Genomic DNA, 23,325 nt, shown 5'->3' on the forward strand with positions numbered 1-23,325 from the left:
TAAGTTTTGGATTTACTCGACTTAACAGACTTAACTTATTTTAACCATGTTTTCTCACCATCACCTTGATAAACAGTACGAATATAAGCAATTGATTTTAGAATATCGTCGGTTGGTAAACCTTCACCCGTTTTGCCTGGCAATTGATTATGCCATACAAACATTGTGCCGCCAGATAGACCTGGTGTACCGCCAGCGATTGTTTCAAACATGCCTTTATCTGTAGCATTTTTTTCATAAACCCACTTAGTATCAAATGCACCAGTACCACCATTTTTAACTAAAGAAGGCGCCATAAGTCCGCCTAAATTACCACCGTGACAGCCTGTACAACCGTTATAAGTCATTACTTTTCTGCCAGCTTTAGCTGCTTCAGCATCAGTAGCGTATTTTTTAGTATATGGGTTTACGCAAGTTGCCAAAAACTCTTTAGCTTCTGGAGTATCGGTATCAACTACTTTAATCGCCAATGGGCTGTTATCTTTTGTTGAAACTAATTTACAAGTTTCAGAAGAACTTGCAGTTGTACTAGTCCCGCTAGGGTTCTCTGTTTTATCACCACAACCACCTAATGCTGCCAACACTACTAATACGGCTAAGCTTAACGTACTTTTACCCATTTAAAATCTCCTGAATTAACGTTAGTTAGAATACTGAAAAATGATTCTAGCATTTATAAGTTTTACAAATTCCTACATGCACCTCGACATTTGTCTCATTAATCGTCAAGGCTGATGCATGAAAAACGGCTGCTATAATTATACAGCAGCCGTTTGACTTATTACAGCACTACGTTTTTATAACCAGTTAGATTATTTAAACCTTAACTCAGCTAACTTATTAACTCAGCTAATTTATTTCATCCAATCCTTTTCGCCATCACCTTTGTATACGGTACGAATATAAGCCACTGCTTTTAAAATTTCATCCGTTGATAAACCATCACCAACATGTTCAGCTTGTTGGGCGTGCCAAACTGGCATCAATCCACCTGAAGTACCTGGTGTACCAGCAGAGATACTTTCAAACATACCCTTATCAGTAGAATTTTTTGCATAAACCCACTTAGTATCAAATGCGCCAGTACCACCATTTTTAACTAATGAAGGCGCCATCAGGCCGCCTAAGTTACCACCATGACAGCCTGTACATCCATTAAATGTCATTACTTTTCTACCCGCTTTAGCGGCATCTGCATCTGTTGCGTATTTTTTTGTGTACTGGTTCACACAGGTTGCTAAAAATTCTTTAGCTTCAGGGGTGTCAGTATCTATTGCCTTAATAGTAAGTGGGCTATTGTCTTTAGTTGAAACTAAATTACAAGCGGCGCTTGCCTGTGTTGTTGCAGTTAAACCTACAAAACCAAGCATTGAAATTAATAACGCAGCTTTTACTGATTTAAAACCTAACATATTATCTCCTTATTGTAATGAATTTTGTTACGATCATTTTTGCAAACGCATTACTGAACGTGTTTTTATCTAACGTACATATTATTTAATTGGTTGACACTTCAACTTCTATTAGTACGTTAGAAATTCTTTGTGGCCACTGCATAATTGCATAAAATAGCGGTTGCGATTATACAATAGCCGCCGAACTAATTACAGTTCGTCAAACCTATGAAAGATGAAGCTACGCTTTGATAGCTTATTTCATCCAATCTTTTTCGCCATCACCTTTGTATTCAGTGCGAATATAAGCAATGATTTTTAAAATTTCATCTGTTGATAATCCATCACCCACATGATCTGGCTGTTGCATATGCCAAACCGGCATTAAGCCCCCAGAAATACCTGGCGTACCTGCAGCGATTGATTCGAACATACCTTTATCAGTAGAATTTTTTGCATAAACCCACTTTGTGTCATATGCACCTTGTCCACCTTGCTTATTTAATGCTGGAGCCATTACACCTTCTAATTTACCTCCGTGGCAGCCTGAACATCCATTGTAACCAAATAGTTTTTTACCACCCGCTTTAATTAAGCTTGGGTCTGTAGCATAAGCTTTTGTGTATGGATTAATGCAAGTCTCTATAAATGATTTAGCTTCTGGTGAGTCTGTATCTACAGCCTTAACCGCAAGCGGCGTGCCATCTTTTGTTGAAATTAAATTACAAGCGGCACTAGCTTGTGTTGTAGCTGTTAAGCCAACAAAACCAAGCATTGAAATTAATAAAGCAGCTTTAATTGATTTAAAACCTAACATGCTATCTCCCTGATTGAATAAAAATTGCTACTAGTGCACGTGAGCACATTGTTACAAAAGTACATCTAACATATAAAAAATTGCTTGGTTGAAAAATCAACCAAGCAATTAGTAAACTTACTGAAATTCTTAATTATTTAGCTTCAACTTTCTTAGAATTCGCCCCATATTTTTTATATGAATTCATCAAACTATCACCTTCTACTACTGGCACATGTGGAATTCCATAATCATCTAAAATTTTCATAATTTTATCTTGGTTTCTATCTAAAGCACCTTGAATCATTGCCATACGATCTTTATCTTTTTTACGAACACCAACTGAAATATTCCAGTATTCTTTACCTTTAGCATTTTGTGTTTCATATTCTGGTACTGGCACAACCATCATAGGTACTTTTGATTGTTTGGCATAATAACCCCCTATTGGACCCCAAGCAATCGCTATATCGATATCGCCTTTAGCTAAATCATCAATCATAAAACCTGCAGGTAAATTTAAATCTCGCTGCATACGATAAGGTCTGGCATTACTAATTAAACCATTTGCATCCATTGGAATGGTAGCTGGGCTGTGATCTACCACCCCAATAAAGCCTTTATGTAGATCAGGTGATGTCCAATCAGTAATATTGAAGTTGCTTTCTTTACGCCAAACAAAGACATTGCCGGTGCGATAGTATGGTTTAGATGTTCTCATCATGTCATCATCTGAAACTGTACCAATAACCACATCGCAACGGTTAGCACCTAAAGTATTTCTGAAAAAGCCTTGGCGACTATATGCATAGGTGTAAGTTAGCTTTTTACCTAGATCATTAGCTAACAATTCTGCAATCTTGTCTTCAAACCCTTGTTTTTTTATATCTGCATAAGGCAAATTTTCTGGATCTGCGCACACTTTAAATTCTGATTCATCTACGACGCGCCTCACTTCACCTATGCGTCCTTCATCAGGACTAAGTGATGGAATATCAGGATCAGCGGCATAACTGATGTTTGCTGTAATGGCTAACAGTAACGTCAAACCCAATTGCTTCTTAACATGCTTAAACATTATTTATTCCTTAATTTTCAAATATGCAGTGTATTACTGCCTTATTGCATAGAGTGCTTGGCTGATAAAAAAGTTCTTATCCTTGTAGCCCATATGGATGGAGCATTGTAACCAACTTAATATTGTAACGAATTTGCTACTTTATAAGCACTTTTAAATTAATAAAAATTGGATATTAATTCAGTTTATTTGTTTTTACATATAAAAAAACACCCCGACTAGTCGGGGTGTTTTTGTACTACGTTTGAACTAACTTGTATTTAGTTAGAATCTAATCTTACGATTAAATTATAGGCTGAATACTGTCAATGCACCGCCGCCAGGAGCAGCGTTGTATTTTGTTAATTCAGCATAACCACCAGCAGCGCCTAAAGCATCTGTTGGGTTAGTCATACCAAGGTTCATCGCAACGCCAGCCCAGCCACCGATACCTGATAGTGTACCAACGTATTGTTTACCTTTTAAGCCGTAAGTGAATGCATTACCAATCACGCCAGAACCCACTTGGAATTTCCAAAGTTCTTTACCTGATTGAGCATCAACAGCCTTGAACCAACGATCAAGAGTTCCGTAGAATACCAAGTTTGAAGCAGTTGTTAAAGCACCACCCCAAGCAGAGAATTTCTCTTTGTTGTACCAAACTTTTTTGTTAGTCATTGGATCATAAGCGCCGAAGCCACCCATAACACCGTCTGGACCAGCAAACATAGTCAATGTAGCACCAACCCATGGTTGACCAGCAACATATTTAGACTCAACTGGCTCGTATGTCATACATACGTGGTTCAATGGAGAGTAAATCAAACCAGTTTTTGGTGAGTAAGCAGCTGGTTGTTGATCTTTAGTACCCAATGCAGCTGGGCAAACGCCTTTAGCATTGTAATCTTGGTGAGTTGAAGCTGAAGCTAGTTTTTTAGGCACGCCTGTTTTCAAATCAACACTAGAAGCCCAGTTTACGAATGGGTGTACTTTTTCAGCAGCGATCAATGTACCGTTTGCAGCATTCCATGTGTACGCAAAACCGTTACGGTCATGGTGCCATGCATATGTTTTACCACCTTTGTCGAACAAGATTACTTCGTTAATACCATCATAATCCCACTCATCATGTGGAGTCATTTGCATACCCCATTTAGCAACGCCTGTATCTAAATCACGTGCAAATACAGTCATTGACCATTTGTTGTCGCCTGGACGTACATCTGGGTTCCAAACTGATGGGTTACCTGTTCCGTAGTAAACCAAGTTTGTGCGTGCATCATACGGCCACCAGCCCCATACAGAGCCACCACCATGTTGCCAACCATCTTTAACTGCTTGTGGTTTTAACCATGTGCGTGTACCAAGATCTTTTTCACCAATTTTAATTTGGTCATTTGGCAATGCGTTGAAAGAACCGCCTTGTTTGTTACCACCGTTTACGTCTTGGTAAACTGATAATGCACTGTATTGTGGGTTTTCTTTATTGAAATCTGCACCGATCAATACTTCAGAATCTGGACCTGTTGAGTATGCTTTCCATGCTAATGAACCATCTTTGATGTTGTAAGCTGCGATAAAGCAACGAACACCAAATTCAGCACCTGAACAACCTGTCAATACTTTGTCTTTGATCACGTGTGGAGCGTTAGTGTTTGTAGCACCAACTTTTGGATCATTGATTAATGTAGACCATACTTTAGCGCCAGTTTTAGCATCTAAAGCAACCAAGTTACCATCATTTTGTTGTAGATAGATTTTACCGTCGCCGTAGCCTAAACCACGTGAAACGTTATCGCAACATAGTACAGCTTGTACTGATGGATCTTGTTTTGGGAAATATGACCATACGATTTTTTGATTGTCGTTTAAATCAAGAGCGTATACGTTGTTTGGGAATGCTGTATGTAAATACAACATGTTACCAACAACAACTGGAGAACCTTCGTGACCACGGTTTACACCAGTAGCGAATGTCCATGCTGCTTTAAGGTTTTTTACGTTACCTTTATTTACTTGAGCCAAAGCACTGTGTGCTTGGTTGTTGTGCTGACCACGTGGGTGAGCCCAGTTGTTTGAGTTTGCCATTGCTGCTTCTTGGTCTGCCGCTGCTGATGCGATCATTGGCATTGCCACTGAAAGACCTGCAACCAAACCTAATGCTAATTTGATCTTGTTGATTTGCATATTAATCTCCAAAGTTGAACTACTAAGGGTTATAAATAATCTCTTTTACTTGTTGAAGTTTTTGATGTTATCTCAAATTTTCTAGCAACTAATTGATACTATTTCTCATCACATTTTCATGTGCGTACAGCACTATATTCCAGTCACACACGAATTGCAATACATTCGTTACAATTTACTTACAATTTGTTCTATATTTTTTCAAATAAGTGTTTAGCCTAAGGTTAGTTAATGTTAATATTTCTTAAAAGTCATTTAAAATCAATTAGAAAGCATGTTTTTTGTTATGCAAAATAAAACTTACAATTTGTATCCTGAAGTCAATGAATTTCAGAAATTCTATTTAAAAACAGGAAATTTTCATGAAATATATTATGAAGTTTGTGGAAATCCAAACGGCAGCCCAGTCGTTTTTCTGCACGGAGGTCCCGGCAGTGGATGTAGCCCTACACAACGTCGTTTTTTTGACCCCGCATACTATCGCATTATCTTAATAGATCAGCGAGGTTGCGGTAGAAGCGCTCCACAAGGGGAGATTGTTGATAACACTACAGATGATTTAGTGAATGATATTGATGCGATACGTGCAGCGCTAAATATAGATAAATGGTTAGTATTCGGCGGCTCGTGGGGCAGCACCTTAGCTTTGGCTTACGCCTTAGCACATACAGACAGAGTAACTGGCCTAATTTTACGTGGTATTTTCTTAAGCCGTCCGACTGAGCTTAGCTGGTTTTTAGGCCAAGTGCAGGCTTTCTTCCCAGAACCTTGGGAATCTTTATGCACTTACTTACCCGCAAACGAAAGGCATAACCCTATTGAGGCGTACGAAAAGCTTATTTTTTCAGATGACATAAAGTTGAGTATTCCAGCAGCCATACAATGGAATAATTTTGAAAGCAGCATTATGACTTTATTGCCTAGGCAAGCTGACCCTAGTAGCGAAACTAATGGAGCGGTGGAACTTGCCCGCGCAAGAGTGCAAATACATTACATACAAAACAACTGTTTTGTTGGTGAGCGCGATTTACTGGCTGAAGTGAGAGATAAGCTAGCGCATATTCCAACTGACATCGTACAAGGACGCTATGACATGGTGTGCCCACCGATAACTGCTTGGAAACTTAGCCAAGCGATGCCGCATGCTAGCTTTCAAATGGTTGAGGATGCTGGACATTCGGCAATGGAAACTGGAATCACCTCAGCTTTAGTAGCAGCAACTGAAAAATTCAAATCACTTAATATCAATTCGCTTAATATATAGTTCAGAGTAAGACAATTGAAGAGCGAAGAAGCCAATATCAAACAACAATCAACCTTGCAAAGCGCAATCAATAAACCGCGCGAGGCTTATGATAAGCAGCGATACAGTACGCCTCTGTTTGTTTTGCATGAAATGTTTGGTGCTTTTCGTCGGCATAACGTATTAGGTTTATCGGCTTCACTCTCATTTTATGCGCTATTTGCGTTGATTCCTCTGGTGCTACTGTTATTCTTTTTGCTAAGTCATTTAGTCTTTACGTCAGATTATGCGGTGGTCGAGCTGGCCATCATTACAGGCAACTTGGTACCAAGATTCAGTAGCGCAATTATGGTTGAGGTTTACAATACCGCTCAGCAAAAAGCCGCATGGGGTGCCGCAGGGCTTTTTGTGTTGCTTTGGACGGTTACGCCATTAGCAAGTGCAATGCGCACAAGTTTCTATACTATCGCTTCTTTAGTTGAAGCACCTTCCTTTATTCGCCGCAAGATAAAAGACATCATTGCCGTCATCGGCATGTTAATACTGTTCTTTCTGTTTACTTTTGCGGGCTTCATGCTAGAAAAAGTAATTACTTTTTTAGGCGCAAATCATCAGTTCTTTCAATACGACATTATTGCCGCACTCACTTCACTAGTGGTAACTACGTTGCTGATTGCCATCTTTTACTTTGCGTTTTTCCCCGTTAAACTAATCCTAAAGCATATTTTGATTGGCTCCCTATTCACAGCAGTGCTGTGGTTATTGATGCGACCAGCTTTCACCTTATTCTTATCACTCAATGAATCATACGGCTCGGTATTTGGCAGCATGAAGAATCTCTTCATCTCAATTACTTGGCTATATTTTAATATTTCAGTATTTTTGTTAGGTACGGAGCTTATTGCAACATTGCGCAAAAAAGATGTGCTGATATTAAGAGGATTGTTTGCGGACAATCAACAGGAGCCTCAATCCAAATCTCAAACAAACTACTTAGAAAAGCTAATGCAACGATATGGCAGAAGCTATCAGCAAGGTGAGCTCATCTTTAAGCTAGGCGATTTATCTCGCAATATGCATTATTTGGTGAGTGGTGAAATTCAATTGCTGAAAAATGGCATCCTGCTTCGTACAATAACAGCCGGTGAATATTTTGGTGAAATGGCAATGCTGACCAATAAGCCAGCCATTGCTGATGCTGTAGTGAGCTCAAACCAAGCTGACGTGATTCTCATATATCCGGATAATATCGAAACGCTACTTTTAGATGAACCTAAAGTAGCCATGAAATTTTTACGCGAGATGGCGGCTAGATTACAAATGCATAGTGACATAGATGTAAGTTAATTAATTTTGCTCTAGAATAAGCTAAATTATAACAAGCGATACAACTCACATCATGGTAAAGCCAGCTTCATCATTCGCGCAGCAACCAAGTCAAATTGAAATACAACCCGTATTGAACTTATTCAATGCTGGCAAACTTGCAGAAGCAGAAGCCGCCGCTAAAAAATTAGTCGTTCGCCACCCTAATACTTTTATTCTTTACCAAATATTAGGCATTTCTCAAGATGGTTTATCTAAGTTCCATGAAGCCGCTGAGAACTACTCAAAAGCACTTGCCTTACAACCCAATACACCAGATTTACATTTCAACTTAGGCATCACCTTAACTAACCTCAACCAATTTAAAGACGCTGAAATCAGCTATCGCAAAGCTATTGTATTGCAGGCTGGTTTTTTTGAGGCATATGCCAACTTAGGTACGGTGCTGCAAAAACAAGGAAGGCTTGAAGAAGCTGAAGCAAGTTACCGCAAGGCGCTTAGCATCCACGAAGATCCAAGAGGTCACTTTAATCTTGGTACTGCGCTTAGAGATGAAGGCAAATTGGACGATGCTATCAATCATTTTAAACATGCCATTGAAATGTTTCCTAACTACGCTGATGCGCACAATTACCTTGGAGAGTGTTATCGCGACCAAGGCAATATGGAAGATGCGATTAAGTGTTATTTTGACACCTTGGCGCTCAACCAAAATCATGCGGGCGCAAACTACAACATGGGCGAGTTTTTATATCTTGCTGGACGTTTTGATGAAGCCGTTGATTATTTAGAACGCTCAAAACTCGATGACTGGCAAGAACGTGCGCTTTACTGCACTTATAAAGCAGAGCATTTTGACTCATTTAAAACCAAGCTAGATCAGATTGTTAAAACCCGTGAGAAACACAATGCGCCTTTTTTACAAACCTTATCCACACATCATGCGGTAAATTTCGGCACAGAAGATCAATATAACTTTTGTAAAAATGGTTTTGATTTTGTTTACCAACACAGTATTCCAGAGCTGGCTGAACCTGATAGTCAGCTACTAAAAGACCTGTTAAACGACATTAACAACACCGCAATAGAAGTCCGTGCCCAAGGCATGATTGTTAATGGCAAACAATCAGCGGGGAATTTATTCAAACGACCCGAAGCCTCTTTTAGAAAGCTAGGTGAAATTGTTAAACAGGAGTTTCTCAATTACAAAAATCAATTTGCAGGTGCAGATTGTGAGCTTATTCAGTCATTTCCAAAAGAGTTGGAATTTACCAGCTCTTGGTATGTGAGGCTGAGAAGCGGTGGCTATTTAGAAAGACATATTCATGAAGTTGGTTGGATAAGTGGCGCGGTGTACCTAGTTTTACCAAAAGAGAAAAAAGACCCGACAGAAGGCTGCTTTGAATATGGCTTGCATGGTGATAATTACCCGCTAAAACACAATAATTTCCCAGTGGGGATTGCTAGCCCCAGCGTTGGCGATATTGTATTATTTCCATCATCATTATTTCACCGCACGATTCCGTTCACTTCTAATGAAGAGCGTATCTGTATTGCTTTTGATTTAAAACCAGAAGGAAATATTTTTATTAAGTCTAGTTATTAATGTTGATAGTAATATTCAGTATTAACTAGACAAATTGTGTCAATATAAGTTACTTTTCTGCCGTAGATTGAACACTTGACGTCTACGATATAATCGTAGAATCACACAAAAGCTTAAAGCAATCATCTGCTATAACACTTACTCTTTGATTTATTTGAACTATTTTGTATAACTTTATTTAATTTTATAACCTAGCCATACCCTCTATAGTAATGGCTTAAATATTGCTTTTGAGTAAGTAAAAATACTCTTCAGCTAGCTTCAGGATAACTACTAGTGATAAACCTACAAGCATTTGACGATTCCTCTGTACTGATTGTTGATGATCAATCGACCAGCCGAGCGATACTTGCGCAGGTAGTAAAAAGCATCAATCCCAAAATCACCGTAGCTGAAAAGAGCAGCCCTGAGCAGGCGTTGGAGTGGGCACGAGAACATGTAGCAAATCTAGTATTTGTAGACTTCCTAATGCCTGAAATGAATGGTATCGAGTTTATACGCTTGCTTAAGATGCTTCCACATTATGATGCTGTGCCTGTGATGATGATCACGATTAAAAAAGATACCGAAATTCGCTACACCGCGTTAGAAGCTGGGGTAACGGACTTTATCAATAAACCTGTTGATATGCATGAGTGTGTAGCGCGTAGTAAAAATTTACTGACTATGCATATTCAGCACATTACGCTGCAGAATAAAAGTATCCTGCTTGAAAATTTAGTCACTGAAGCTACAGCAGACATTAAAGCGCGAGAAAAAGAAACTTTGATGCGGTTAGCCCGTGCAGGCGAGTATAAAGATTACGATACCGCTTTGCATTTACAGCGTATGTCTTTATACAGTAGAGCCCTAGCAGATGCTATTGGACTAGATGAAGATGAAGCTGAAACTATTGAACTTGCTGCACCCTTGCATGATATTGGTAAAATTGGAACGCCAGATATTATTCTGTTAAAAAAAGGGCCTTTCGATGAGGAGGAGCTTAAAATCATGCGTAAACATCCTCTTGTAGGCTTTAAGATTTTGGAAGGTAGTCCGTCTAAGTACTTACAAATGGGTGGTGAAATTGCCCTCTCGCATCATGAGCATTATGATGGCTCGGGCTATCCGAATGGCAGTAAAGGCGATGAAATTCCACTTTCTGCCCGAATTGTAGCGATTGCAGATGTGTTCGACGCGTTAACCAGCACTCGTCCATATAAAAAAGCATGGAGTTTTGAGCAAGCCTATCAATATATATGTGATGAAAGTGGTAAACACTTTGATCCGAAATTGGTGAAAGCCATGATTAAAGCTAGAGCGAAATTTGAAAAAATTTATTCTGCGAATTCAACCCATACAGAATTACTATAACCTTTGAAATAAATGAGCGTTAGCAGCATCAGGAGTGCCCGAAAATTTAGGCAAACAGTTTTACTAATTGATGATCAATCAACTGTATTGGACATTCATGCGGCAATTTTGAAATCGCTAAAAATGGATCTCAAAATTGTAAAAATGACCGACCCAGTTGAGGCCTTAGAATGGATGCAAAATAAACAAGTGGATTTGATTATTACCGACTTTCGTATGCATCAAATGGATGGCATGCAGTTTATACAGGCAATCAAAAATGCCTGTAATGAGCTATGTTCTTCGACTATGGTCGTGACCGCAATTAAAGATCAAACCACCCACCAAGAACTCATTGCCGCGGGCGCTTCGGCTTGTCTGAGCAAGCCAGCACAAACACTAGAACTTGCCAGTATTGCTAAAGCTCTATTAGAAAAAAGCAGGGATCACTATAGCCGCCCTCTGTTGGAATCGAAGTAAAAACATGCTAACACTTCTTAAAAATTGGTACAAAAACTCTGCCGCACAATGCGACCCGTTAGAGCTTGAACAGGCAAATATTAGAATTCCAGCGGCAATTATAATATTCGTACTAGCGACTTACAGCTATTTTACCCAAGCGCTGGGACAACCAGATTTCGTTGCATTTAAAATTTTATTTATATATGCAGCGCTTTCTTTGCTACTGATTGCAATCATTCTAAATAATAAATTAAATTCAACTTCCCGAAGACTAGCGGGGGCATGGTTGGATATAGTTGCAGTTTCAGTATTTATGTCACTTACCGCAGATATTGGCGTCATGCTTGTGGCTGTATATCTATGGGTAATTTTCGGTAATGGGTTTAGATATGGGAAAAAATATCTCTACCATGCACAAGCACTTAGCATTATTGGTTTTATATTTGCAACAAATCTAAGCTCATATTGGGAAACCCACAAAACCATTGGTTACAGCCTAGTAACAATGCTTATAGTGCTACCTTTATATATTGCAAAACTTATCGCCCGCCTTCATGAAGCAAAAGATAAGGTTGAAATCGAGCGTCAAAAAGCGGCTGACGCTAGCATGGCAAAGACTCAATTCGTTGCCAATATGAGCCATGAAATTCGCACCCCACTTAACGGCATAATTGGCATCAGCACATTACTTAAAACCACTTCACTGAATGCAGACCAGCAAGATTTACTAAAAACACTGGAAGGCTCATCTAAATTATTACTTTCATTACTAAATAATGTTCTAGATTTTACTAAAATTGAGGAACGTAAATTCACAGTTGAAAAAATTGCGTTTTCCCCTAAGGAGGCCATCTATGAAACCATGGAAATCTTCCAAACCCACGCCAAAGCAAAAGGCATCCAATTAGGAGCCAGCGTTTCCGATTCACTCACCACGTTAAACGGTGACGCCTTTGTGTTACGACAAGTGTTAGCTAATTTACTGGGCAATGCGATTAAGTTTACGCTTGAGGGTAGCGTCACAATATCTGCAACGGTATTACAAGACGACGATGCTAATTCAACGGTTCGTTTTGAAATTGCTGATACTGGAATTGGTATCCCAGCAGATAAGCAAGATAAGGTATTTGAAAGCTTCACTCAGGCTGACTCCTCTACAACACGTAAATTTGGGGGTAGTGGATTAGGACTTACCATTGCTAAACATATGGTTGAAGAAATGGGTGGCGCACTTTGCTTTCAAAGTACAGAGGGTGTTGGTAGTCACTTTTGGTTTGTACTTTCACTAGAGAAAACTAAGCAAATAGGGGCATCTGCACAAACCAGCTCTCCCCGACAAACAAACATCTTCGCAGAATCGAATGTCGAGAAACCAGCAATAGCCGCTATTGAGTCGATTACCAAAGGTCAAACCAATGGCTTTTCAAACTCTCTGAAAATTCTAGTATGTGAAGATGAAACTACCAACCAAAAAATAATTACCCGCCTACTTTCCCTACCTGGTCACCAAGTTAACGTTGTCAGCAGTAGTGATGAAATGCTAGATAGTTTAGAGCTCAATAAGTTTGACCTTGTTATTACAGACCTAAATATGTCGGGTATGAATGGTGCTGATGCGTTAAAACTTTATAGATTTACTCAACCAAACGATCGCGACACACGCTTTATACTATTTACTGCAGATGCAACTTTATCTGCTAGAGAAATGGCTAGTGATGCTGGCTTCGATGCTTTTTTAACTAAACCAATCGATGCAGCCACCTTATTTAACACGATAGAACGCATTCTAAACTTGGCACCAAACACAGCAACGCAATGGATGAATAATGCGCTTAATAGGCCAGTGAGCAGCAAACATATCTCCGAACCTGATGCCACTTCACTAGATTTAGCAACGCTAAAAGAACTTGAAAAAATTGGTGCGGGCGATGATTTGTTTATGCACAGGTTACTTCGAAATTATTTAGCAGACTCCACAAAACAGATTGCTAAAATTGAAACAGCAGTCAAGCAAAAACAGTTTGGCGCAATACAAGATTACTGTCATGCACTCAAAGGTAATAGCCTGAGCGTAGGCGCAATACAATTGGCAACAACGGTTGATGCTTTTGGCAAATTAAATGCATCAACCCATGCCTCTCGTACAATCGAAATGCTAGATATCTTGAATAAAGACTTTTCTCTACTCGCTATTGCCATAGAAGGTTACCTCAAAAGTCCAGAGGCAGCTTTCACTAAATAGTTATCTTAAGCAGATTGTTTTTCATGAATATGTAAAACGTCTGCATTCACTTTACTATTTTGCGCGCGAACCAAACGATCCATTACTTTTAAATTACGTTCATCCAATCTAAGTGCTGCATCCACCCATATTTCTGTAATGTCATTTAGCTCATCGACAGTAAGCGGATTCACACGTTGCTTGGCACGGTTGATTGCTTGGAAAGAGTTTAACGAACGATGATTTTTCTTAATCCAAGTAGTTAGCGCATATTCACCTTGCCCATCTTCTGCTAATACATCTACTACTCCCATCTGATATAACTCTTCACCTGTATAAATTTTACCTGAGCGTACCATTTTTTCAGCCACAGACATTCCAACTTTGCGTGATAAAAAGCTAAGCGCACCCATTCCAGGAAATAAATTGAAAAGTACTTCAGGTAGACCCATCACAGCGCTTTTTTCAGCAATCAATACATGTGATGACAATGCTGATTCAAATCCACCTCCCATTGCTTGCCCCTGCACTAATGCAATCGTAGTAATTGGCGCGCGCATGTTATAAAAAGTCCATAAATTTTCGACACACAGTTTTGCGTACTCGAATAAGTGCTCTCTATCTTGAGCTTGGATTAACGAGCGGAATACTGACAAATCACCTCCTAGGTTAAATACTCCCTCTACGCTCGATGCCAAAACTAAATAATTCACTTGCTCTGAAATGCCTTGTGAAAATATTACCCCATTTGTATTTTGCAAGTTAGTGTGATGCAGCAATAAATCACTTAAGCAGGTTTTGTTAAAACATGGACGAGGTGCAGGCTTCATAATTGACCACATCACACCAAACTCGCTATCAAAGCGCGTGTCGATTTGTTGAAAATTTGCAATGCTAAATTTATTAAAATCTACAATAGTATTCATGTTAAACCCCTTAAATTATTATCATTTGAGAATTAAAAAACTAACGTCTACGACTATAGGCTCAAAAAATTACTCTCTCAAGTGAATGATTTTTTAATTAAATATTCATTCACTCTATTTGTGGGAGGTTACAACAAAATATTTCTACCGTGTTTGTAACAAATCTGTATCAAAAACCATCTTGATGTGTTATTTTTTGCTTCTAATTAACTCTAAAAAATCCGTAATTATGAAAAAAATATTACTATCTTTTGTGATTTTTTCTATGCCAATGGCGGCGCAAGCAGCTGGGTTTGCGTTAATTGAACAAAGCGCCAGTGGCTTGGGGAATGCTTTTGCGGGCGGCGGTGCGGTAGCTGAAGATGCCAGCACGATATTTTTCAATCCAGCAGGAATGACCTATATTCAAGGAACTCAATTAGTCGGTGCAATTCATCTTATTAAGCCTAGTGCTGAGTTTAATGGCTCTATATCTGGGACTGGCAAGGCTGGTGGTGACGGAGGGGATGCAGGCGATTTATCATTTGTGCCTAACTTTTATTATAAAATAGATTTAACTGACTCTTTAAAATTCGGTGTAGGAGTTAATGTACCTTTTGGTCTTAAAACGGAATATGATAAAGATTGGATTGGTCGTTTCCAAGCGATTAAGTCTGAACTTAAAACTGTCAACATTAACCCTGCTATTGCGTTTAAAACCAATGACCAATTATCAATTGGCATGGGTGTTTCCGCGATGTGGGCACAGGCAGAGCTAACTAGCTCAGTTAACGCTGCTGGAGATCCACAGGTAAAAATTAAAGGTGATGACTGGGGGTTCGGTTTTAATTTAGGAGCAATTTATCAAGCAACCATGGACACGCGTGTAAGTATCGCCTATCGCTCAAAAGTAAAACAAAACTTAGAAGGCACCTCACGCTCCACTTTTAAGGCACTTGATGGAATACCAAGCCAAATGCTTAATACTGATATAACTGCAAAAGTGAATCTTCCTGAAACTTTTTCAGTAAGTACTTTTAGTAAAATAGATGATAAGTTTGATTTAATGGGCGATGTAACATGGACTCGATGGAACCAACTTAAAGAGCTCAATGTGATACGCGCAAATGGAACTACCCTTAGTGGAACCAATGAAAATTGGAGTAATACCATGCGCTACTCTATTGGTGCAAATTACCATTATAGTGACGAGTTAAAACTACGTGCGGGTTTAGCTTATGATGAAGAAGCTATCAGCGACCAGTATCGCACTGCACGCATTCCAGGTAACGATAGAAAATGGGTATCTTTAGGAGCAAACTGGAAAGTCTCGCCAAATTCTAATATTGATGTGGGTTTCGCTCACCTGTTTATTAGTGATGCAAGTATTGATGACAATAGAATTGCAAATGGAAAAGGTGAGGGTCATTTAATTGGAACTTATGATGGTAGCGTTAATATTCTAAGCGCACAATATACACATAATTTCTAATCGCTAGGAGCGGCATAAAACCAAAATGCTTTTTTACAAGTTTAATGGTTATTAATCACTAGAATTAGAGTCACCAAGGAGGATTCAGCAATGAAAAAACTATTCTACATAGATTACCCTCAAGAACATTTAGAAGGCCATATGCATCGCTATCGCTGTGTTCACTGTAAGGAAGAAACCACCATCATTAACGGCAGACTGGAAGGTCATCTTTCTTCATGTGAATATCGAGTCAAGTTAGAAAGTGCTGGCTATGAATCTGAAAAGGCAGCGTCCACTAATACATTAGTTTCACATGATGCAGATGATTTTGATTAAGCGCGCTTAAGCGATGCGGATCATTTCAAAAGCTGGAAAAATAAATGGCTGAAGTAAATCCAGCCATTTAATAAACTTAAAATAGTGAATGAATTCAAGTTAAGGATTAACTTTAGTACCGCCATCCTCTGGTGTTTCTGTTAATCGTTTACTTTTTTCTAGATTAGTAGCATTTGAGCCTTTAGGCTTAGAATTCATTTGTATACGCTTTTGTTTATCAGTGGTATTAGTTGTAGCGCCATTTTCATCTGGTTGTGGCTCTAAGTAATTGCCGTTAGCAGTTGAGTCAGGTACTTCATTTTTCTGTATGTGTGCGGGTGGTACAACATCAGTGTTAGTAGTTTCAGCAGCTAATACTTGTCCCGTTGAAACCGACCCTAACGTCAATAATACTATTGCAAGTAATTTAGTCATAATATTCTCCAAACAAGTTAATAATCCTAGCAAAAGCCAGCTAATAAATATTAACCAAATCAATCAAGCTTGACTGTCAGATATGTAAGGATTTCTGTGTAGGACAGAGTTGAATTAGGTTATTAGAAAACAATCGGCCATGACGGCCAAAACTATAAGTTAGACAATAAAGATCATTGTTAATACTTAATCAAGTTCATGGGTAATTCGAATTTCTTGCTCATCTTCCACTTTGCTTCACCAGTAAGCTTATTCTAAGCATCTCAACTATTAAATAACAAAGGTATGTAAATAATTTAAGTGTTATTTACCGTACAGATACAGCAGACCATTTTCTTTAATATTAATTTTTGCAGTTAAAAATTAAAGGAGAACTAAATGCTTACAGAACAACAAATACTACCTGACATGCCAGTGGTCTGTTCACAAGATGGTCAATTTGCCGTTGTTGACCATATGGAAGGGCCGACTACCATTAAACTTAAAAGAGATGAAAATGGGCAGCATCATTACATCCCATTAAGCTGGGTGACCTCGACCGAAAATGGTAAAGTTAAAATTGATCGTCCAGGAGAGCAAGCTATGCAAGAGTGGTCCACAGGAGTTGTGGATTAAAGGTAAACATATGGATTTATCTACACATAAGATAAATAGTCTTTTCGATCAACTAGGTTTAGCGTCTGATCAAACGTCTATTGAGAACTTTATAGAAATGCATAGACCGCTTGCTGCTGATATTTTGCTGGCTGATGCTCCTTTTTGGACATCAGCGCAAGCATCATTTCTACGTGAAGAGATTCTAAACGATGCCGACTGGGCGGAGGTGGTTGATCAATTAAACGTAAGTCTCCACTCTGATTCCCTAACCATACTAAATTAATAACCTTCAGAATCGATAACTTAGTGGAGCGCACATCTCCACCTTGTTACCTATTCAAGCTCCAATACAAATTCACACAGGTGCAGAAACAGTATCTAATGGAGCGCCAGCAAATATCTCAATTTCTTTTTTTGCTATTTCAACTTCTTGCTGGTTCGTTGTTGCCACGACCAAAACAAACTGGTTGTTAGTAATTGCATCTGTAATGAAGTCTGAAAACCAGCCACTTTTGCCCTCAGATTCAACTTTGGAACCAATGGTTGCACCAATTGTTCCACCGAGGCTAGCACCCCAGCCAAGTAGCGTTAATGGAGCAAGTAGCGGGCTTGCAACAAAAAGTGTGACATTAGCAGCAATAAGTGCAACGCCTGTTAATCCTGCTATACCAGTACCTACAGCTGTCCCTATTGCACCATCCACAATCATGTCTTTAAGTACTGCGTCACTTTCTGACATTTGGTTTTCAATGGGTGAATTAGAATCTTTGTCAAAAATCTGTATATTTTCTTGTTTGAAACCTTTTTGAATAAGTCGGAAAGCTGCATTATTTGCAGTTTCTCGGCTTTCAAAAACACCCGATACATAGTGAATATATTCTTGCATGATATTAATCCTAATTAATCTTATAAAGGTATTAAGACAAAAGTCTTAATACCTTTATAAATGACTTGCACTTAGCGAAAAATTTCTTAGAAGCATTCATAAGCAATTAACTGTTTATTTTTTCCCGCATTTAGAAGATTTAACAGACTCTAACTCTTTCACTACCCCTTTTTTGTGCTCAACTTCAACGCAGGAGCCAACTATCAAAGGACCGTCATCTTGATCTATTTCCGTTTTATCTGTTACTTCAAGTTGCTGACCATTCACAATCCAAACACCAGCATTTTGAGTGGGACGACTTTCCACTGTTCCATAAAATTCCTCATCAGCATGGGCTGGACTATTTAATAATAAGCAACTGGCAGCAAGTAAAAATGCTGATTTTAGTGCAGAACTGGAATTAACTTTTACTGTATTCATGAGATTCTCCTAACTATATGTTTAGATTAGCTGCGTAAAAATTATGTTTATGGGTTGTAAGCTTAATTGAAGCAGAATACAAATAGTTTAGAAAGTCATAGGGATTTGAGCTATAGGAGAAAGTCGTATTATCTTGTAGGAAATGATGAAATTAATTCATTAATTCCCACAGGTTGCTTCTAACTTTTTCTGTCTTAATTCCATTAGTTTTGTTAAGTCATCCTACTTGCTCTTCTAAAAAAGTTAATAAAGCTAACTCTCCTAGCGAAAGGCCGTTTTCCAAAATACTTTCGAGGTCTTGGCTCTCGTTAGCTAAGCAATTTTTTTTGATAGCATTTTCTATGGTTTTCGAAAAAACGCCATCAATATATGAGGAGATTACAACTGGATGAATGTAACACTTCCTACATATAGCTGGGGTATTTCCAAGTTTTTTAGAGGTGAACTGAATAGCATTAAGTATGACTTTTTTAGCATCATTTGGGTTTTCACATTTCTCAGAAAAATATAAGCTCATAGCGGTTAACACGGTACCAAACCAAGTTCTAAAATCTTTTGCAGTAAAGTCTTCATTGGTAATTTCATGCAAATACTGATTAACGTCAGTGGAAGTTATTGAATGGCGCGCTCCAGAGTCATCCACATATTGGAATAGCTCTTGCCCAGGTAAATCTTTAATTCTCTGAACAATTTTAGCCAGTTTCTTATCTTGCACGGTAATTGAGTGCTCTACTCCGCTTTTACCTTTAAAATGAAAATTAATCTCACTCCCGTCAATTTTCACATGTTTATTTCTTAAAGTGGTCATTCCGTACGAGTGATTTGTCTTCGCATATTCATCATTGCCCACACGTATCATTGTCAGCTGTAACAAATACACTACTGTGGCTAATACTTTTTCTCTGGGTAAACCCTGCATCTTTAATGCTTGGTTTAACTTTTGTCGAATGAGGGGTAAATGTTTTCCAAAGTTAATCATTCGATCATATTTGACTTCGTCCTTTAGTTTTCGCCATACAGTGTGATAACGGTATTGTTTGCGATTTCTGGCATCTCTTCCTGTGGCTTGTAAATGGCTATTCTCCCAAGGAGAAATCCACACATTTTCCCACGCGGGAGGAATGACTAAAGCATTAATTCTTTTAAGTACAAGTTCATTTTGAACGATCTCGCCGTGTTGATCTAAATAAATGAATTTCTTATTCCTTCTTATTCGTGAAATCCCAGGAGATTGATCAGTGCAGTAGCGCAGCCCATTAACCTTAATTTGCTGCTGTATATCTATATCTTTAATTAAGTTTGAGTGAATCATGATTTAACGAACCCATTAAAAAAACTCTATTATTCTCGTTTCTATGAAATTAAGATTTAACAACTAACCCTAATTATCAGTAAGAATATTCTTACTGATAATTCTGCATTTAACCTATACCTTTCTATGCAAGACCTGCATATACTTAATAAAGTTATATTTTATAGACTAGATAAGTTTTTTTCTAAACCAGAAATTTATCAGTGAATAATCCCTTATCCAGTCTGGTAGTTCTTGGAGCTTCGGTATGGATATTACCAATCAATCGACAGATCTATTAAAAAGATTATTTAAGAGTCTTAAAGGGAGCGTTAAGCTCCGTTTATGGAATGGTGACTCTTTGAAATTAGGAAATAGTTCCGATAGGCTTGAACCTACATACGTACTGGTTTTTAAAAATGTGAAGGTTGTGAATGCCTTAGTTTTGGGTAACGATCCATTAAGGTTTGCTGAAGCTTACTTTAGAGATGATATAGATGTTGAAGGAGATTTTTTTGCTGCAATCAAACTCAAAGATAACCTTTATGCTCTACGAATTTCATTATTTGAAAAAATTCAATCCCTATTTTCCGCGGGCAAATTGTATTTTATTACTCAAGCAAATCGCATACAAAATTTAGCTTCAACATCTTCAGTGGATACTATGGTTATGGAGGCTGCTGATGATTTAGAGGGCACAACGGTTCGCCATCATACCAAAGCTGAAAACAAAAACGCCATCTCATTTCATTACGATGTTTCTAACGAGTTTTATAAGCTTTGGCTGGATAGAAATATGATTTATTCTTGTGCGTATTTTACAGAGTCTAAAGTTGATTTGAATCAGGCGCAAATAGATAAGCTAAATCATATTTGCAAAAAATTGATGCTAAAACCTGAAGAAAGTTTTTTGGATATTGGCTGTGGTTGGGGTGCTTTGATTATCCACGCCGCAAGAAATTTTGGGGTGAAATCTCATGGAATCACCTTAAGCCAACAGCAATTTGAATACGCGACCGACCGAATTAAAAGAGCAAACCTGCAAAATAGAGTAACGGTTGAGTTAATTGATTACAGAGATTTGCAAGGCGAGGCAAGCTACGATAAGATTTCAAGTGTAGGTATGTTTGAACATATTGGTTTAAAAAATCTTCCGACCTACTTCTCCACGGTAAACCGACTATTAAAGCCATGTGGCCTCTTTTTAAACCATGGGATTACGCATTTTGATATAGGTTGGAATAAGAACTTATCCACAACATTTATTAATCGGTACGTATTCCCTGATGGGCAACTAGATACCATTAGTAATATACAAGTTCAGATGGAGAAATCTAACTTTGAAATTGCAGATGTAGAATCTTTGCGAATGCATTACGCACTTACATTGAGACACTGGGTTTCAAATTTAGAGAAAAATCACGAGCAAGCGCTAGAATATGTGAGTGAATCTACCTATAGAATATGGCGAACTTATATGGCAGCTTGTGCGCTAGAATTTGAATCAGGTGATATTGGCGTATATCAAATACTATCCAGCAAAACCCATCATGGACAAACTAAGTTACCTCTTACACGTAAACATTTATATATCTAAATCTGGCACGCAATTAAGTTTATCCCATTTAATATATTCGATATTAAGTAGTGAAACTTCCACCATGGATCGAGCCCGTTACAATTTTAAGCTGGCTCAAGCCTATTTATCCTTAACCAATAACTTATGTGGATGCGTGTTGATAGGAATGCATAATAACGCGGTAATTAACGCTAAAACAATATGGATGGAATAGATCGGTTTGAAGTCTGCTATTTGTAATGACGACTTTGTAAGTAAAAGCACGGTAATTGACACCCCAATAACTGCGCCAATCTGGCGCACTGCATTGTTGATTGCAGAACCTACAGCATAGTCCTTAGCCGGTAAGCCAAAGACTGCAGCAGCGGATAAAGATGGCATAACTAGACCAACTGAAATGCCACTTAACAGCATGCCAGGGATCCACTCGGTAAGATAGTCAGGGCTTTGATCAGGAATTAACAAATACCATAATCCGCTTAAAGCATAAGTGATGGAGCCAGCAATAAGCAATGGACGATGACCGATTTTGGAGGCAATCTTTCCCGATAAAATTGCGGTTGGTACCACCATTAGTGGCCCTGGCATAATGGCCGCGCCTGCCATCGTTAGACTGTAATGCCATATGCTTTTCATCCAAAAAAAGAATGAGAAAAACATAATAGAGAAAGCTATACCAAACGAAATGCCAGCTAGATTTGCAAACAAAAAGGTTTTATTTTTAAATAGACTTAGATCAAACAATGGCTCAGGATTGATTTTTGCCCAAGGGATATAACTTAAAATTAAGATAAGTCCCAGTATTATGATGCTAGTCAATTCGAATTGACTCCAATTTGCCGACTTCATTTCCACAATGCCAAAGGCAATGGCACCAACGCCAAGGATTAATTGAAGCATCCCGACAATATCAAATCGCATTTTCTCTCTAGGTTGTACTGATTCATGGAGGATAGTAAAGCTTTGCCATATACAAAATAAGCCAATTGGAATATTGATGAAAAATGCCCACTCCCAGCCGCCAACATCAATAATAAATGACCCAATACCCGGGCCTAATGCTGCAGCTAAAGCGCCCACTGCACCCCATGCGCCCATGGCTACCATACGTTTTTCCCTAGGGAATGCCTCCAGCACCAAGGCCAATGCCGCGGGAGTGAGTAAACATGCGCCTATTGATTGAAATACTCTAGCGACAATTAACCAAAATACGCTGTGCGATGCGCCACATGCAAATGAGGCTGTAATAAACAGCATCGTACCCAACATGAATATCTTTTTTCTACCGTATTTATCAGCTAAGCCACCTGCTGGAATCAGCATGGCTGCATAAACGATTGAATAGGCACTCATTGCCCATGATAAGTTAGCAGCTGACGATGAAGGGAAGCTGCGCAGAATATTATCAAAGCCTGCATAAAGAATTGTGGTGTCGAGCGAAGCCATGAAAATAGCAATACTGGCAATTGCAAATACGCGCCATGAAGTTGGCATTTTTTTAACTATAGGTGCATACGTTTGCGCTGTTGATTTCATTGCTTATCTCAATACCAAATTTAAAATAATTACTGGTACTGACCACAAGCTACAAGCAAGTGGCCAGCTTAATATTAATGACCTAAGAAAAAGTTTGCTGTGTTAACAAACGAATCATGATATTGAAAAATTGAACCATGACCTGAGTCAGGATAAAGCACTAACTGAGCGTTTTTAAGATGTTTATACAGCGTGATTGAACCTTCAGTTGAGCCTGTAAATAATTCTGTGTAAATGCAGTTTGAGTGCATTAATTCAAGGGT

At 38.6% G+C, this 23,325-nt stretch carries 22 protein-coding genes and 1 pseudogene; 11 read left to right on the forward strand and 12 right to left on the reverse strand.

Annotation, left to right across the window (positions count from 1 at the left end; translation table 11 throughout):
• Window positions 1–35 precede the first annotated feature (35 nt).
• The 5 genes from PSV17_RS09455 to PSV17_RS09475 form a co-directional block, all read right to left on the reverse strand.
• Window positions 36–620: a c-type cytochrome gene (locus PSV17_RS09455; RefSeq protein WP_300481931.1), complete on the reverse strand. Its 585-nt coding sequence runs from the start codon at window positions 618–620 to the stop codon at window positions 36–38.
• Window positions 621–854: 234 nt separating this feature from the next.
• Window positions 855–1,412 carry a c-type cytochrome gene (locus PSV17_RS09460; protein ID WP_300481933.1) on the reverse strand — a complete coding sequence of 186 codons (558 nt, stop codon included), beginning with the start codon at window positions 1,410–1,412 and terminating at the stop codon, window positions 855–857.
• 238 nt (window positions 1,413–1,650) lie between these two features.
• Window positions 1,651–2,211, reverse strand: a complete 561-nt coding sequence (locus PSV17_RS09465) for a c-type cytochrome (protein ID WP_300481936.1) — start codon at window positions 2,209–2,211, stop codon at window positions 1,651–1,653.
• A gap of 133 nt (window positions 2,212–2,344) precedes the next feature.
• Window positions 2,345–3,268 carry a quinoprotein dehydrogenase-associated putative ABC transporter substrate-binding protein gene (locus PSV17_RS09470; RefSeq protein ID WP_300481937.1) on the reverse strand — a complete coding sequence of 308 codons (924 nt, stop codon included), beginning with the start codon at window positions 3,266–3,268 and terminating at the stop codon, window positions 2,345–2,347.
• 288 nt (window positions 3,269–3,556) lie between these two features.
• Window positions 3,557–5,434 (reverse strand): PQQ-dependent dehydrogenase, methanol/ethanol family, encoded by a 1,878-nt coding sequence (locus PSV17_RS09475; protein WP_300481938.1) that lies wholly within the window; start codon window positions 5,432–5,434, stop codon window positions 3,557–3,559.
• 286 nt (window positions 5,435–5,720) lie between these two features.
• Between PSV17_RS09475 and pip the strand changes: the two genes are divergently transcribed.
• The 6 genes from pip (at window position 5,721) to PSV17_RS09505 (ending at window position 13,645) form a co-directional block, all read left to right on the forward strand.
• The gene (gene pip, locus PSV17_RS09480) at window positions 5,721–6,698 is read left to right on the forward strand and encodes a prolyl aminopeptidase (RefSeq protein WP_300481939.1); all 978 of its coding nucleotides are present in this window, start codon (window positions 5,721–5,723) and stop codon (window positions 6,696–6,698) included.
• A 15-nt stretch (window positions 6,699–6,713) separates the two neighbouring features.
• Window positions 6,714–8,024 carry a YhjD/YihY/BrkB family envelope integrity protein gene (locus tag PSV17_RS09485; protein ID WP_300481940.1) on the forward strand — a complete coding sequence of 437 codons (1,311 nt, stop codon included), beginning with the start codon at window positions 6,714–6,716 and terminating at the stop codon, window positions 8,022–8,024.
• A 52-nt stretch (window positions 8,025–8,076) separates the two neighbouring features.
• A complete protein-coding gene (locus PSV17_RS09490) occupies window positions 8,077–9,609 on the forward strand; it encodes a tetratricopeptide repeat protein (RefSeq protein ID WP_300481941.1) in 1,533 nt (510 codons plus the stop codon).
• A gap of 276 nt (window positions 9,610–9,885) precedes the next feature.
• Complete coding sequence (locus PSV17_RS09495) at window positions 9,886–10,962, forward strand: HD domain-containing phosphohydrolase (RefSeq protein WP_300481943.1); 1,077 nt, start codon at window positions 9,886–9,888, stop codon at window positions 10,960–10,962.
• Window positions 10,963–10,974: 12 nt separating this feature from the next.
• A complete protein-coding gene (locus PSV17_RS09500) occupies window positions 10,975–11,421 on the forward strand; it encodes a response regulator (RefSeq protein WP_300481944.1) in 447 nt (148 codons plus the stop codon).
• Window positions 11,422–11,425: 4 nt separating this feature from the next.
• On the forward strand, window positions 11,426–13,645 hold the full coding sequence (locus PSV17_RS09505; RefSeq protein ID WP_300481945.1) for an ATP-binding protein: 2,220 nt from the start codon (window positions 11,426–11,428) through the stop codon (window positions 13,643–13,645).
• A 5-nt stretch (window positions 13,646–13,650) separates the two neighbouring features.
• On the opposite strand, the gene PSV17_RS09510 is transcribed toward PSV17_RS09505, so the two are convergent.
• Window positions 13,651–14,550 (reverse strand): crotonase/enoyl-CoA hydratase family protein, encoded by a 900-nt coding sequence (locus tag PSV17_RS09510; RefSeq protein ID WP_300481946.1) that lies wholly within the window; start codon window positions 14,548–14,550, stop codon window positions 13,651–13,653.
• A gap of 229 nt (window positions 14,551–14,779) precedes the next feature.
• Between PSV17_RS09510 and PSV17_RS09515 the strand changes: the two genes are divergently transcribed.
• Window positions 14,780–16,021, forward strand: coding sequence for an outer membrane protein transport protein (locus tag PSV17_RS09515; protein WP_300481947.1), 1,242 nt, complete (start codon window positions 14,780–14,782; stop codon window positions 16,019–16,021).
• 90 nt (window positions 16,022–16,111) lie between these two features.
• Window positions 16,112–16,339, forward strand: coding sequence for a hypothetical protein (locus PSV17_RS09520; protein ID WP_300481948.1), 228 nt, complete (start codon window positions 16,112–16,114; stop codon window positions 16,337–16,339).
• Window positions 16,340–16,438: 99 nt separating this feature from the next.
• On the opposite strand, the gene PSV17_RS09525 is transcribed toward PSV17_RS09520, so the two are convergent.
• Window positions 16,439–16,753 carry a hypothetical protein gene (locus PSV17_RS09525; RefSeq protein ID WP_300481949.1) on the reverse strand — a complete coding sequence of 105 codons (315 nt, stop codon included), beginning with the start codon at window positions 16,751–16,753 and terminating at the stop codon, window positions 16,439–16,441.
• Window positions 16,754–17,131: 378 nt separating this feature from the next.
• Here PSV17_RS09525 and PSV17_RS09530 point away from each other — a divergent pair, with 378 nt between their 5' ends.
• Window positions 17,132–17,368 carry a DUF2171 domain-containing protein gene (locus PSV17_RS09530; RefSeq protein WP_300481951.1) on the forward strand — a complete coding sequence of 79 codons (237 nt, stop codon included), beginning with the start codon at window positions 17,132–17,134 and terminating at the stop codon, window positions 17,366–17,368.
• 10 nt (window positions 17,369–17,378) lie between these two features.
• Window positions 17,379–17,633: a DUF2789 domain-containing protein gene (locus tag PSV17_RS09535; RefSeq protein WP_300481953.1), complete on the forward strand. Its 255-nt coding sequence runs from the start codon at window positions 17,379–17,381 to the stop codon at window positions 17,631–17,633.
• A gap of 72 nt (window positions 17,634–17,705) precedes the next feature.
• Here PSV17_RS09535 and PSV17_RS09540 read toward each other — a convergent pair whose 3' ends face one another.
• From PSV17_RS09540 to PSV17_RS09550, 3 genes are all read right to left on the reverse strand, one after another.
• Window positions 17,706–18,236 carry a hypothetical protein gene (locus PSV17_RS09540; protein ID WP_300481954.1) on the reverse strand — a complete coding sequence of 177 codons (531 nt, stop codon included), beginning with the start codon at window positions 18,234–18,236 and terminating at the stop codon, window positions 17,706–17,708.
• A gap of 114 nt (window positions 18,237–18,350) precedes the next feature.
• The gene (locus tag PSV17_RS09545) at window positions 18,351–18,656 is read right to left on the reverse strand and encodes a DUF5666 domain-containing protein (protein WP_300481955.1); all 306 of its coding nucleotides are present in this window, start codon (window positions 18,654–18,656) and stop codon (window positions 18,351–18,353) included.
• Between the two features lie 217 nt (window positions 18,657–18,873).
• Window positions 18,874–19,968 carry a DNA topoisomerase IB gene (locus PSV17_RS09550; RefSeq protein ID WP_300481956.1) on the reverse strand — a complete coding sequence of 365 codons (1,095 nt, stop codon included), beginning with the start codon at window positions 19,966–19,968 and terminating at the stop codon, window positions 18,874–18,876.
• Window positions 19,969–20,215: 247 nt separating this feature from the next.
• Here PSV17_RS09550 and PSV17_RS09555 point away from each other — a divergent pair, with 247 nt between their 5' ends.
• Entirely contained in the window at window positions 20,216–21,544 is a 1,329-nt protein-coding gene (locus PSV17_RS09555; protein ID WP_300481957.1) for a cyclopropane-fatty-acyl-phospholipid synthase family protein, read from the forward strand.
• Between the two features lie 102 nt (window positions 21,545–21,646).
• Here the strand turns inward: PSV17_RS09555 and PSV17_RS09560 are convergent, their stop codons facing one another.
• Window positions 21,647–23,062 carry a DHA2 family efflux MFS transporter permease subunit gene (locus tag PSV17_RS09560; protein WP_300481959.1) on the reverse strand — a complete coding sequence of 472 codons (1,416 nt, stop codon included), beginning with the start codon at window positions 23,060–23,062 and terminating at the stop codon, window positions 21,647–21,649.
• 74 nt (window positions 23,063–23,136) lie between these two features.
• A pseudogene (locus PSV17_RS09565) lies at window positions 23,137–23,325 on the reverse strand (alpha/beta hydrolase); the annotation flags it as partial.

This window comes from Methylotenera sp., assembly GCF_029946165.1.
Taxonomy (GTDB): Bacteria; Pseudomonadota; Gammaproteobacteria; order Burkholderiales; family Methylophilaceae; genus Methylotenera.

Bases quoted from the DNA above. Each gene is read 5' to 3' on its own strand.
- PSV17_RS09455 (WP_300481931.1), bottom strand. From the start codon at position 620: ATGGGTAAAAGTACGTTAAGCTTAGCCGTATTAGTAGTGTTGGCAGCA.
- PSV17_RS09460 (WP_300481933.1), bottom strand. From the start codon at position 1,412: ATGTTAGGTTTTAAATCAGTAAAAGCTGCGTTATTAATTTCAATGCTT.
- PSV17_RS09465 (WP_300481936.1), bottom strand. From the start codon at position 2,211: ATGTTAGGTTTTAAATCAATTAAAGCTGCTTTATTAATTTCAATGCTT.
- PSV17_RS09470 (WP_300481937.1), bottom strand. From the start codon at position 3,268: ATGTTTAAGCATGTTAAGAAGCAATTGGGTTTGACGTTACTGTTAGCC.
- PSV17_RS09475 (WP_300481938.1), bottom strand. From the start codon at position 5,434: ATGCAAATCAACAAGATCAAATTAGCATTAGGTTTGGTTGCAGGTCTT.
- pip (WP_300481939.1), top strand. From the start codon at position 5,721: ATGCAAAATAAAACTTACAATTTGTATCCTGAAGTCAATGAATTTCAG.
- PSV17_RS09490 (WP_300481941.1), top strand. From the start codon at position 8,077: ATGGTAAAGCCAGCTTCATCATTCGCGCAGCAACCAAGTCAAATTGAA.
- PSV17_RS09500 (WP_300481944.1), top strand. From the start codon at position 10,975: ATGAGCGTTAGCAGCATCAGGAGTGCCCGAAAATTTAGGCAAACAGTT.
- PSV17_RS09505 (WP_300481945.1), top strand. From the start codon at position 11,426: ATGCTAACACTTCTTAAAAATTGGTACAAAAACTCTGCCGCACAATGC.
- PSV17_RS09510 (WP_300481946.1), bottom strand. From the start codon at position 14,550: ATGAATACTATTGTAGATTTTAATAAATTTAGCATTGCAAATTTTCAA.
- PSV17_RS09515 (WP_300481947.1), top strand. From the start codon at position 14,780: ATGAAAAAAATATTACTATCTTTTGTGATTTTTTCTATGCCAATGGCG.
- PSV17_RS09520 (WP_300481948.1), top strand. From the start codon at position 16,112: ATGAAAAAACTATTCTACATAGATTACCCTCAAGAACATTTAGAAGGC.
- PSV17_RS09525 (WP_300481949.1), bottom strand. From the start codon at position 16,753: ATGACTAAATTACTTGCAATAGTATTATTGACGTTAGGGTCGGTTTCA.
- PSV17_RS09530 (WP_300481951.1), top strand. From the start codon at position 17,132: ATGCTTACAGAACAACAAATACTACCTGACATGCCAGTGGTCTGTTCA.
- PSV17_RS09535 (WP_300481953.1), top strand. From the start codon at position 17,379: ATGGATTTATCTACACATAAGATAAATAGTCTTTTCGATCAACTAGGT.
- PSV17_RS09540 (WP_300481954.1), bottom strand. From the start codon at position 18,236: ATGCAAGAATATATTCACTATGTATCGGGTGTTTTTGAAAGCCGAGAA.
- PSV17_RS09545 (WP_300481955.1), bottom strand. From the start codon at position 18,656: ATGAATACAGTAAAAGTTAATTCCAGTTCTGCACTAAAATCAGCATTT.
- PSV17_RS09550 (WP_300481956.1), bottom strand. From the start codon at position 19,968: ATGATTCACTCAAACTTAATTAAAGATATAGATATACAGCAGCAAATT.
- PSV17_RS09555 (WP_300481957.1), top strand. From the start codon at position 20,216: ATGGATATTACCAATCAATCGACAGATCTATTAAAAAGATTATTTAAG.
- PSV17_RS09560 (WP_300481959.1), bottom strand. From the start codon at position 23,062: ATGAAATCAACAGCGCAAACGTATGCACCTATAGTTAAAAAAATGCCA.